This is a genomic window from Methylomonas sp. HW2-6 (assembly GCF_052474525.1).
Map to the genome: position 1 here is coordinate 2,105,104 of NZ_CP184124.1, position 12,033 is coordinate 2,117,136.

Consider the following 12,033-nt stretch of genomic DNA (forward strand, 5'->3'; position numbering starts at 1 on the left):
TAAAACTTGCCAGAGCCGGCGGCCGTGGCGCTCGTAAACTTCGGGGAAATTTTTAAATTTTGCGCGGTCCTGCCACAATCGGGCGAATGACTCATCAGTCATTTGACGTATGGCCGGCAACTCGCGGCGTCCGTAGAGTGGCAAGCAACTTGGGAGAGAGAAGACTATGAAAAACTTTTTTGTTTTGGCTGTCGCCGCACTGGGTTTTGCCGGTGCGGCAGGCGCGGCCGAGCCGGAACCGGTCAAGCCGCTGCAAGCGGTTGCATTCGAACTGGCCGACGATAATCTGAGCCAGTTCGGCATTGGATTGGACCCGGCGAATCTGGCTGAGCGGGTACGGAACAATCTGGCGGAATGGCAGTTTCCGCTCAGCGCCAGCGGGCCGTTCAGCCACCGGTTGCAGGCCAGGCTGGGTAAAGTGGCGCGGCGGGAAACCCCGGTCGGCTTTTCCTTTTCCTCCGGCAACTCCGACCCGCGCGCCGTCGATTTCCAAAAAGCCGACGTATTGCCCGTGACCTGCAGTTTGCGCGATGCCGGCAATCAGGCGGTTTTGGTCGAACGCGAATCGACTTTCAGCGCCCATGCTTTAGACAAAGACGTTGCCCCGGCGCGGATCGCCGACAAACTGGTCGACCAAATCGGCACCGCCTGCCTGGACGTGCTGGAGCAAGCACCGCTGCCGAAGCAACCCGGCCGAGTCAGAACCGAGTTGTTCAAACCGAAATGGATGCCGGACGTGCGGGTGGAGGTTCGGGAGATTCCGGCGGCCGGCTCCGGTGCCAGCGGGTCGGCGCAACCGGCGGCGATAGGCGACGAGCCGAAGAAGGAGGTGATTATTCATAATCAGGGCAATCCGGTGATTTTTCAGTTTGGGCATGAGAGGAAGTGATGGGTTGTCTTGCTCGCGGGGAGGCGGGGGTCTAGGTCTAGGGTCAGGGATGGTGGCTTTGGTTGATGTGTCGCTACCGCGACGGGTTTTGTTGAAGTCGGGTCTCGGCCCGACAGCCGAGATACTCTCGCTACGAAAACCATCCATGGTTTTCGCCCTGCGGGCCAGCCTATCGGCTGTTCAAATTCGCTCCAGGCGAATTTGTGCTTGGCCAAAAGAAAGTATCCAAAGACAAATCCGCCGGGAGCGCATTTGGACGCCAACGGCGCACGAAGTGCGAGCGCCCGGACGGCGCGAATCAGCAGGCCACCCCGATGCCGTGTTAATCCTGCGCTCCGAAGGGTTTGAGCGGGGTTTTCGGAAGGGCTGTCCTAGCCCTCCGAAAACGCGCGGCATCCGTGCCGCGCCCCTATCGGGCTGTTCCGCCCAAACCCTTCGGTGCTCGGCGCGGCAAAAGGGATTAGCCCGTCGCTAAAAGGGTAACGATCTTTTGGACATTGTTATGTATTTTTTTGACAAAATAATGTCCATATTGGACATATCGGTGTTTTTTTGGTACATTGCTCTCTGGTTCAATCTTTGAGGGATTTTTTTATGGCCATAAAATATTCATTTTGGAACAACAAAGGTGGCACAGGTAAAACTAGTTTAGCCTTTCAAGCAATTACCCGTTATGCAGAAGTAAATACAGATAAGCGAGTTTTGGCCGTAGATGTTTGTCCGCAGGCAAATTTATCTGAACTGTTACTTGGTGGATTGGATAACAAGGGTAGTGAGAAATTGTTGGAGAGACATGGTCAAGTTCCTCGTTGTAGCATCGGAGGGTATTTCCAACTGCGGCTACCATCTCCTTACACGCCCCCGACATTCGATGCCCATGATTTTATTACCAACCCAAACGATTACAACAAAGAAATTCCGAAAAATCTTGATTTAGTTTGTGGGGATCCATTGCTTGAGTTGCAGGCAAATGCGGTTAATACACTTGCTAATAACCAAATTCCGGGAACGAACCCGTGGATAGCGGTAATAGATTGGTTAAATGATTTTCTCACTCAGGTGTCTGGATATTACGATACGGTATTCTTTGATTGTAATCCGAGTTTTTCGCTATATACCCAAATAGCATTAGCTACCAGTGACCTGATCGTATTACCAGTTATGGCTGATGATTCATCAAGAAGAGCAATTCAAAATGCTTTTTCACTAATCTACGGATTGAAACTTCCGTCGGAAATTTATACTGCGTATGCTTTTGCAACCAAACTAAAAAACTCTGGTCGGGCGTTACCTAGAGTGCATTTGTTAGTTAAAAATCGACTTACTCAGTATATGGGAGCAGCTTCGGCTTATGCCGCTGTATTGCATGCTATAGAAAATGACGTCAATAAATTATTAATTTCAAATCCTGAGATTTTTAATTTTGACTCTGTCTATGAAGGATTTGTAGAAGTTCGAGATTTTCAAACAACAGGTGTCGTTGCGTTTGCTAAAGGTCTACCTTTTTCCAAATTGCAAACAGGTAAGAAATCAATCAATGGGCATAGAGTTCAGGTTAAAGATGAGTATCTGAAAAATGCAAAAGATGCAATCAATACATTAGTTGGAAGATTGTGATGTTGCGCTTTTTGGGTTTAATCAAGCCATGTAGGCCGGAATAAGCGTTAGCGTTTCCTGCAAACGTTGAACGCCAGAAACGCCTAGCGGCTTATTCTGGCCTACGAATTTGTTTTCGTTGATTGGACCCAATACGTTTTGATAGCGGGATGGTTTTCGTCCCGTTATTCCGCCCCGAGCATCGCAGCTTTTGGTGAGAATAGCCCGATAGGGGAGCGGCAGGGATGCCGCTCGTTTTCGGAGGGCCGAGGATGGCCCTTCCGAAAACCCTCACCAAAAGCGACAAATTTGCCTGGAGCAAATTTGAACAGCCGATAGGCTGACCCGCAGGGCGAAAACCACGGATGGTTTTCGTAAAGCGGAGGATTGAGGCGGAATGTCGGGTGGCCTTTCTTTTGGTGACTTTTCTTTGGCCACGCACAAATTCGTCTGGAACGAATTTGAACAGCCGAAAGGCTGGCCCGTAGGGCGAAAACCAGGGATGGTTTTCGTAGCAAAAGTCACTCGGCTGTCGGGCCGAGACCCGACTTCAAATAAACCCCGTCGCGGCAGCGACACAACCAAATGAAAACCATCCACCAAAACATCACCAAAATCCGCCGCGACTACAACGCCCTGGTCGCCAACGAAACCCTGGAAGACTACGCGTTACGCTATGCGCCGCGCAGCTTTCGCAAATGGTCTGAATTCCAGGTCGCCAATACTGCGTTTGGCTCGACCTCGTTTTTAGTTCTTGAAGCCATCGGCGGGTTTTTGTCGATCAACTACGGCTTTACCAACGCTTTCTGGGCCATCATCGCCGTCGGCATCGTCATTTTCATCACCTCGTTGCCGATCAGCTATTACGCCGCCCGCTTTCATATCGACATCGATCTGTTGACCCGTGCCGCCGGTTTCGGCTACATCGGCTCCACCGTTACCTCGCTGATTTACGCTTCGTTCACCTTCACGCTGTTTGCGTTGGAAGCGTCGATCATGTCGCTGGCGCTGGAATTGTATTTCCAGATTCCGTTGGCTTACGCCCATGTGGTCAGCGCGGTCATCGTGGTGCCGTTGGTCACCTTCGGCATTACCACCATCAGCCGGATGCAGCTTTGGACCCAGCCGGTCTGGCTGTTGTTGTTGATCGCGCCGTATGTCGCGGTGGCGCGGGCCGAGCCGGAGGCGTTAATGACGTTGGAAACCTATTTCTGGATTGCCGGCAGCGGCCAGGGTTTCGATTGGTTGCTGTTCGGCAGCGCGGCGACGGTGGCCTGTTCGATGGTGGCGCAGATCGGCGAGCAGGTCGATTTTCTGCGCTTCTTGCCGGATAAAACCGAGCAAAACAAATGGCGCTGGTGGGCGGCGATGTTGGCGGCCGGACCGGGTTGGGTGGTGTTCGGCGTGGTGCGGCAGTTGTTGGGGGCGTTGTTGGCGCACTTGGCGATCCGCCACGGCATTCCCGCCGAGCATGCCCACGAGCCGACCCAGATGTATCTGGTGGCGTACAACGAGCTATTCGACAATCCGGAATGGGCGTTGGCTGCCACCACCTTGTTCGTGGTGCTGAGCCAGCTCAAGATCAACGTCACCAACGCCTATGCCGGCTCGCTGGCCTGGTCCAATTTTTTCTCGCGTCTGACTCACAGCCATCCGGGACGGGTAGTATGGTTGTTGTTCAACGTGCTGATCGCGCTGCTGTTGATGGAATTCGGTGTGTTCGGCGCGCTGGAGAAAGTGCTGGGTTTGTTTTCGAATATGTCGATCGCCTGGATCAGCACCGTCGCCGCCGAATTGATGATCAACAAGCCCTTGGGCTTGAGTCCGAAGGAAATCGAGTTCAAACGGGCTTATCTGTCCGATTTGAATCCGGTCGGTATGGTCTCGACTTTCGTCGCGTCGCTGGTATCGATTCTGGCTTATGTCGGTCTGTTCGGCGAGTGGCCCAAAGCCTTCTCGGCTTTGATCGCGCTGGGCTTGGCCTTTGCGCTGGCGCCGGCGCTGGCTTGGTTCAGCCAGGGCAAGCATTATCTGGCGCGCGACCGCGACGAGCGCAACCGCTACGCCCGTAACACCTGTTCGATTTGCGAGAACGAGTTCGAGCACGACGACGTGGCTTATTGCCCGGCTTACGGCGGCAGTATCTGTTCGCTGTGCTGCACGCTGGACGCCCGCTGCCTGGATAGCTGCAAGGTCGGATTCCGCTTCGACGATTACCTGGAACGGATGGCCAAATACGGCCTGCCCGAATTTCTGAGTCTGCATGCGCGGATGCGTTTGTTGCGTTTCGGTTTACTGTTCGGCTTTCTGGCGGTGTTGACCGGCATTTTCATCAGCATCATTTATTACCAGGATTTGCTCAGCATCCGCCGCGACGCCGGTGCGTTTCAATTGCTACTGCATAATTTTCTGAAGATCTACGCCTCGCTGTTGGTCTTCATCGGCCTGTGCACCTGGTGGCTGATTCTGAACGGCGAAAGCCGGCGCGTCGCCCACGAGGAGACTGCGAAACAAACCCAGTTGTTGTTGCAGGAAATCGACGAGCACAAGAAGACCGACAGCAAGTTGCAACAGGCGATGAAGCTGGCCGACAGCGCGAATCAGGCCAAAAGCCGCTTCCTGAGCAGCATGAGCCACGAGATCCGCTCGCCGCTGAACAGCATCATCGGCTACGCCCATATTCTGCATCAGGACCCGGAGATTCCGCCGCACCGCAAACAGGCCGTCGAAACCTTGAAGCGCAGCGGCGAGCATTTGTGCGCGCTGGTCGAGGACATCCTGGACATCGCCCGGATCGAGGCGCGCAAGTTCGAATTGAAATATCAAACCTTCAATTTCCCGGAGTTTATCGAGCATTTGGTGCATACCTATCGGGTCCAGGCCGAGGATAAGGGTCTGAGTTTCAATTGCCAGATCGGCAACCAGTTGCCGCAGCGCGTACGCGGCGACGAAAAGCGGGTGGGGCAGATTCTGATCAATCTGCTGGGTAATGCGGTCAAGTTCACCGAGCGAGGCGAGATCGTGTTTCGCATCGGTTATAGCGGCGGCGTCGCCAGTTTTCAGGTCATCGACAGCGGTGCCGGGATTGATGAGGAACATTTGCAGAATATCTTCCAGCCGTTTACCCGCGTCAGCCAGCCGACTGGCAACGCCGTGGCCGGTGCCGGGCTGGGCTTGACCATCAGTAAAATCCTGACCGAAGTGATGGGCGGGGAATTGACCGTGAAAAGCCAGGTGGGACAGGGCTCGACCTTTACCGTGCGCTTGCTGCTGCCCAGTCAGGGTGCCGATACCGAGCCGGATCAAGCCGCCGCGATCGCTGGCTACCGGGGCGCCAGACGCAGAATCATGGTGGTCGACGACCAGCGCGAGCACCGCGAGTTGTTGCTGGACATGCTGGAGCCGCTGGGTTTTTATCTGAGCGAAGCCGATTCCGGCGAGCAATGTCTGGAAAAAGTGGCCGAAGAGCGGCCGGATTTGATCTTGCTGGATATTTCGATGCGCGGCATGAACGGCATCGAAACCGCGATGCTGTTGCGGGAAGGCGGTTGCAGTATGCCGATCGTGATCCTGAGCGCGAATGCCTACGCCAGCGACCGGATGGCGGCGCTAAATGCCGGCTGCAACGATTTTCTGGCCAAGCCGATCCAGGTGCGGGAACTGATGCACAAGCTGAAGCTCTATCTGGCCTTGACTTGGCTGTATCGCGACGAAGCGGTGCCGGCCGCCGATGCCGAGCGGGCGCTAGCGGTGCCGCCGGCGGAATTGCTGGCCGACTGCATCGACTGCGTGCGGATCGGCGATTTGATGGGCCTGAAAAAGGTGTTGCAACGTCTGTCGGTGCAACAACCGCAATATGCGTTGTTTTTTGCCAAGTTGCTGAATCTGGCCAACGAATTCAAGTTGGGCCAAATTCGGCAATTGTTGAATATGAACAAACAGGAGGCAGGGCGATGATGGAAGCGGCTCTCAGCAACGGCACGGTATTGATCGTCGACGATACGCCGGGTAATTTGGCTTTGCTGTCCGATACGCTGTCGGAAGCCAATTACCGGGTGCTGGTCGCTACCGACGGCAGTTCGGCGCTGGAACAAATCCAATACGTCAAACCCGACATCATTTTGCTGGACGTGATGATGCCGGGCATCGACGGTTTCGAAACCTGTAGCCGGTTGAAAGCCGATCCGGCCACGGCGGCGATTCCGGTACTGTTCATGACCGGCCTCAGCGAATTGGAAAACTTGCTGCGCGGCTTCGGCGAAGGCGCGCTGGATTACATCGTCAAGCCGATCCGGCCGGCCGAAGTCTTGGCGCGGATCGAAGTGCATCTGACCCAGACCCGCAACCTGCTCCGAGCCGAACAATTGCTGAACCACGGCGAGTTTGCCGCGCTGGCGGTCGATGCCGGCGGCCAAATCCATTGGCGGACGCCGGCCGGGGCGCAATGGCTGGCGGATTTCAAGGCATTCCAGGGTCTGGACTTAGCGCTTGCCGGCGACAGTGTCTTGCCGGAGGGCATGCTGGGCTGGTTTCAACGCTGGTTGCGCCAGTCCGGCCGGACTGAGGCCGACTCGGAACCGCATCGGCTGGTGCCGGGATTTGCGGTCACAGTCAATGCCTGCGAACAGCCGGGGGAGTACCTGCTGCTGTTGCAGCGCGACGATGCGCAGTGGAGTCCGCAGACGCTACGTGAAAAACTGAAGCTGACTTTTCGCGAAGCCGAAATTCTGATGTGGATCGCCCGCGGCAAGACCAACAAGGAGATCGGCATCATTCTCAGTACCAGTCCCCGCACCGTGAACAAACACCTGGAGCATATCTTCGAAAAACTGGGCGTGTCGACCAGGGCGGCGGCGGTGGCGATGGCGATGCAGCAAGGTTGAGATGTTCGGCCGACGGGCAATAAAAAGGCCTGAAGCCTTTTCGGCGACAGGCCTTTTTGTCAGGCTTGACCGGCTGCTGTTAAGGCATGTACATGCCGCCGTTGACGTGCAGGGTCTCGCCGGTAATGTAGGAGGCTTGCTCGGAGGCCAGGAAGGATACAGCGTGGGCGATTTCGTCCGGTTGGCCGAGGCGGCCCAGCGCGATTGAGCCGAGCAGGGCGGTTTTGATCTCTTCCGACAATTCTTTGGTCATGTCGGTGTCGATGAAACCCGGCGCAACGGTGTTGACGGTGATGCCGCGCGAACCAACTTCCTTCGCCATCGATTTGGCGAAGCCGACCATGCCGGCCTTGGCTGCGGCATAGTTGGTCTGGCCGGCGTTGCCGGTCGAACCGACGACGGACGAGATATTGATGATGCGGCCGTAACGGGCTTTCATCATGCCGCGTAACACGGCTTTGCTCATCCGGAAGATCGAAGTCAGGTTGGTGTTGATGATGTCGTCCCATTCCTCGTCTTTCATCCGCATCAACAGGTTGTCGCGGGTGATGCCGGCGTTGTTGACCAGAACCGCTGGCGTGCCGTAGGCGTCACCGGTGGTCTTGATAAAGGCTTCGATGTCGGCGGCGTCGGCCACGTTCAGTTTATAGCCTTTGCCGTTGTCGCCCAGGTAGGCGGAAATAGCCTCGGCACCGCTGTCGGAGGTGGCGGTGCCCAGTACGTAAAAGCCGTCTGCGACCAGTCTTTCGGCAATGGCCCGGCCGATGCCGCGGCTGGCGCCGGTAACGATGGCGGTTTTCTTATCCACGGAGTTGCTCCACAACGTTGTTGATGGTTTCGATGTCGTACAAGGTGAAGTGGGCGGCATCGGCGGCGATGCGCTTGTTCAAGCCCATCAGCACTTTACCGGGGCCGCACTCGACGAAGGCGGTAACGCCTTGCTCGTGCATGAATTTGATGCTTTCCACCCAGCGCACCGGTTTGAATAATTGTTCCTTCAGCGCGTAGCGAATCACTTCCGGCGAGCCGTGCGATTTGACGTCGGCATTGTGAATCAGCGTGGTATTGGGCATGTCGACGTTCAGGCCTTGCAGAATCTCGTTGAGCTGGTCGGAGGCCGCTTCCATCAAGGCGCAATGCGACGGTACGCTGACCGGCAGTTTCAAGGCGCGCTTGGCGCCCAGGGCTTTCAAGGCCTCAATGGCGCGGTCGACGGCGGCGGTTTGGCCGGCGATGACGACTTGGCCGGGCGCGTTGAAGTTGGCGGCGGCGACGATCTCGCCGTGGGCGACTTCAGTGCAAGTGTTGACCACTTGGTGGTCTTCCAGGCCCAGGATGGCGGCCATTGCACCTTCGCCGGCCGGTACCGCTTCCTGCATCAAGCGGCCGCGGGCGGCAACTAATTTGATTGCGTCGTCGAAGCCCAGTGCGCCGGAACACACCAGGGCGGTATATTCGCCCAAGCTGTGGCCGGCCATCCAGGCAGGGCGGATCGCCGATAGCTCGCACCAAGCCCGCCAGACGGCCACGCCGGCCGCCAGCATGGCCGGTTGGGTATTGTGAGTTTGATTGAGATCGGCTTCCGGGCCGTTGGCGACCAGATTCCACAAATCGAAACCCAGCGCGTCGGACGCTTGTTCGAAGGTTCGTTTCACCACCGGGGTGGCTTCCGCCAACGCGCCGAGCATGCCGACGGCTTGCGAGCCCTGGCCGGGAAAGACGAAGGCCAGGTTGTAACTTTGTTCGTTGATTGTCATCGTTAGTACCTCAGTAATGCGGAGCCCCAGGTGAAACCGGCGCCGAATGCTTCCATCAGCACGGTCTGGCCGCGTTGGATGCGGCCGTCGCGCACGCCTTCGTTAAAGGCGAGTAGCACCGATGCCGAGGAGGTATTGCCCTGGTTTTCCAAGGTCAGAATCACTTGATCCATCGACATGCCGAGTTTTTTCGCGGTGGCGGCAATGATGCGGGTATTGGCCTGATGGGGCACCAGCCAGTCGATATCGCTTTGCTGCAAGCCGTTTGCGGCCAGGGTTTCATCGACAATCCGGCCCAGCGTGTTGACCGCAACTTTGAACACTTCGTTACCGCGCATACTGATGAAGGCCGGCTCTTGCTGTTTGGCTTCGGCTGCCACTTGCGGGTTCGGGCAATACAACAGGTCTTCGTAACCACCGTCGGAGTGAATATGAGTGGACAATATGCCGGGCTCCGCGCTGGCCGTCAGCAGGATCGCGCCGGCGCCGTCGCCGAACAGAATGCAGGTGCTGCGGTCGCTCCAGTCGACAATCCGCGAGCAGATTTCACTGCCGACCACCAGGACGTTTTTGGCGAAGCCGGTTTTGATGTATTGGTCGGCGATGCTGAGGCCGTAAACCGAACCGGAGCAGGCGGCCTGAATATCGAAGCCAACGCAGTGTTTGATGCCCAGCCGTTCCTGCAGCAGGCAGGCGGTGCTGGGATAGACCCGCTCCGGCGTGCCGGTGGCGACGACGATCATATCGATGTCGGTCGCGGCGATACCGGCCATGGCTATGGCCTGGCGGGCGGCGATTTCGGCCATGCTGGAGGCGGTTTCCTCCGGGCCGGCGATGCGACGGCTTTTGATGCCGGTACGTTCGTAAATCCAGCTGTCGGAGGTGTCGACCATGTTGGAGATATCGTCGTTGGTGCGGACGATCGGCGGCAGATAGCCGCCGGTGCCGATTACCTTGGTCCAGCGGCTCATGAGGCGACCTTCTGCGCGAGCGCGACTTCCAGTTTTTCGCTGATTTTACGGATAACGCCTTGCGCCACTTCCAGTTCGGCCAGATGAATGGCAGTCTCGAAGGCCAGGGCGTCGGCGCCGCCGTGGCTTTTGATCACCAGTCCGCGCAAGCCGATGAAGCTGGCGCCGTTGTAGAGGCGCGGATCGATGCTGTCTTTGAATTGTTTCAGAACCGGGTAGGCCGCCAGACCGGCCAGTTTGGTCAGCCAGTTTTTCGAGAAACTGTCTTTCAATTTGGAACCGATCATTTTTGCGGCGCCTTCGATCGATTTTAAGGCGACATTGCCGACGAAGCCGTCGGTGACGATCAAATCGACTTTGACGTTGCCGGCGTTGATCGAGTTACCTTCCACGTAGCCGATGTAATTTAGCGAGGAATTTTCCAGTAATTTGGCGGCAGCTTTGACTTGCTCGTTGCCTTTCATGTCTTCCTCGCCAATATTCAGCAAGCCGATACGCGGCCGCTCGATGTTCTCCACCGCTTTGACGACTTCCTCGCCCATCACGGCGAATTGATAGAGATGTTCGGCGCTGGAATCGACGTTGCCGCCCAAGTCCAGCATGTGGGTATGGCCGAAGGTCGAAGGCAGGGTGGAAATAATCGCGGGACGATCGATACCGGGGATCATTTTCAGCACGAAACGGGCGGTTGCCATCAGGGCTCCGGTGTTGCCGGCGCTGACGCAAGCGTCGGCTTTGCCTTCCTGAACCAGGTTGATCGCTACCCGCATCGAAGAATCTTTTTTGTTCTTCAGCGCTTTTTGCGGCGTTTCGTCCATTTCCACGACTTGTGAGGCGTGTTGAATGCTGATCCGGCCGTCAAATTCGGCAAGCGCCGGTTCCAGCAGTTTGCGCAGAACCGCCTCGTCGCCAACCATGATGAGATTCAGATCCGGATTTTTTCTTAAACAGGCCAGAGAGGCGGGAACCGTTACTTGCGGACCGAAATCCCCGCCCATGGCGTCGATTGAGAGAGTTGAGCTCACGCTTATGACTAACCCCATAAGTTAAAAGAAGCCAACTGTTGCCGAACAACAAGTTGGCTTTACCCAGAGACTATCGTGCTGCCGAAATGCGCCGTTTGTTTCCCCGGCCGCCGAGACCGAAAGCGCCGGTCCCGGTTTGCGGACCGGAGCGGTTTATTCGGCATAAATCCGGCGCGGGTCGATACCCGGCGGAGCGCTACGATTAATCTTCTTCGTGTGCGCCGACGATTTGACGGCCTTTGAAATAACCGTCGGGTGTCATGTGGTGGCGCAGATGGGTTTCGCCGGTCAATGGATCCTGGGCCAGGGTTTTGCCGACCAATGCATCGTGTGAACGACGTTGACCGCGTCTGGAACGCGATACTTTGCTCTTTTGTACTGCCATTTCAATCTCCAGTTTTTTTAAGTTTTGCTAAAACAGAAAAAGGGTTGTTCGCCTTGATCTGACTATCGGTCGCGCCGTATTCGGCGTCTTCGGAACGGTTGCGTTCGATGCAGTCGAACGGGTGTCGCGGATAATCCGGCAACGCCAGTAGAATTTCGTCCTCGACCAAGGCGGTTAACGAAATCGTATCGCCGTCCAGCATTAACGGCTCGGAATCGTCCAGTTGCTTGGCTTCCTGTAGCGAAGACACAACAGACAATTTAAAGCTGATATCTACAGGCCATGCCAGCGCCTGCAGGCAGGATTGACACTCCAATTGGAGGTCGCCCCCTATATGGCCGGACACGGTAACCCGTTTACCCTCTTTGCCGAACTCGATGCGGACGGCCAAGACACCGCTACGGTCAACTACGCTATCGGCCAAGCGTTCGAGCGTAGCGATATTCAATTCTCCGGCCAATACGCTACGTCTTTCAGCGAACAGCAGAGGATCAATATGGTCGGGAAACTTATCTGACATAACTGTA

The 12,033-nt window shown here is 56.3% G+C and carries 10 protein-coding genes; 4 read left to right on the forward strand and 6 right to left on the reverse strand.

Annotated features, from left to right (window positions below):
* Nucleotides 1-166: 166 nt before the first annotated feature.
* The 4 genes from ACH518_RS10695 to ACH518_RS10710 all read left to right on the forward strand — a co-directional run bounded on the left by ACH518_RS10695 (nt 167) and on the right by ACH518_RS10710 (nt 7,368).
* Nucleotides 167-889: a hypothetical protein gene (locus ACH518_RS10695; RefSeq protein WP_445372894.1), complete on the forward strand. Its 723-nt coding sequence runs from the start codon at nt 167-169 to the stop codon at nt 887-889.
* 594 nt (nt 890-1,483) lie between these two features.
* A complete protein-coding gene (locus ACH518_RS10700; protein WP_445372895.1) occupies nt 1,484-2,506 on the forward strand; it encodes a ParA family protein in 1,023 nt (340 codons plus the stop codon).
* 564 nt (nt 2,507-3,070) lie between these two features.
* Entirely contained in the window at nt 3,071-6,442 is a 3,372-nt protein-coding gene (locus ACH518_RS10705; RefSeq protein ID WP_445372896.1) for a hybrid sensor histidine kinase/response regulator, read from the forward strand.
* A complete protein-coding gene (locus tag ACH518_RS10710; RefSeq protein ID WP_445372897.1) occupies nt 6,439-7,368 on the forward strand; it encodes a response regulator in 930 nt (309 codons plus the stop codon). Before ACH518_RS10705 ends, ACH518_RS10710 begins: the two co-directional genes overlap by 4 nt.
* Before the next feature lie 79 nt (nt 7,369-7,447).
* Here ACH518_RS10710 and fabG read toward each other — a convergent pair whose 3' ends face one another.
* The 6 genes from fabG to ACH518_RS10740 form a co-directional block, all read right to left on the reverse strand.
* The gene (fabG, locus tag ACH518_RS10715) at nt 7,448-8,176 is read right to left on the reverse strand and encodes a 3-oxoacyl-ACP reductase FabG (protein ID WP_445372898.1); all 729 of its coding nucleotides are present in this window, start codon (nt 8,174-8,176) and stop codon (nt 7,448-7,450) included.
* On the reverse strand, nt 8,169-9,119 hold the full coding sequence (fabD, locus tag ACH518_RS10720; protein WP_445372991.1) for an ACP S-malonyltransferase: 951 nt from the start codon (nt 9,117-9,119) through the stop codon (nt 8,169-8,171). The genes fabG and fabD overlap by 8 nt, the downstream gene beginning before the upstream one ends.
* 8 nt (nt 9,120-9,127) lie before the next feature.
* Nucleotides 9,128-10,096 (reverse strand): beta-ketoacyl-ACP synthase III, encoded by a 969-nt coding sequence (locus ACH518_RS10725; protein WP_278212634.1) that lies wholly within the window; start codon nt 10,094-10,096, stop codon nt 9,128-9,130.
* Nucleotides 10,093-11,121: a phosphate acyltransferase PlsX gene (plsX, locus tag ACH518_RS10730; protein ID WP_260839273.1), complete on the reverse strand. Its 1,029-nt coding sequence runs from the start codon at nt 11,119-11,121 to the stop codon at nt 10,093-10,095. Before plsX ends, ACH518_RS10725 begins: the two co-directional genes overlap by 4 nt.
* 202 nt (nt 11,122-11,323) lie before the next feature.
* A complete protein-coding gene (gene rpmF / locus ACH518_RS10735) occupies nt 11,324-11,506 on the reverse strand; it encodes a 50S ribosomal protein L32 (protein ID WP_054763470.1) in 183 nt (60 codons plus the stop codon).
* A 1-nt stretch (nt 11,507) separates the two neighbouring features.
* Nucleotides 11,508-12,026, reverse strand: coding sequence for a YceD family protein (locus ACH518_RS10740; RefSeq protein ID WP_278212630.1), 519 nt, complete (start codon nt 12,024-12,026; stop codon nt 11,508-11,510).
* Between the last annotated feature and the right edge of the window lie 7 nt (nt 12,027-12,033).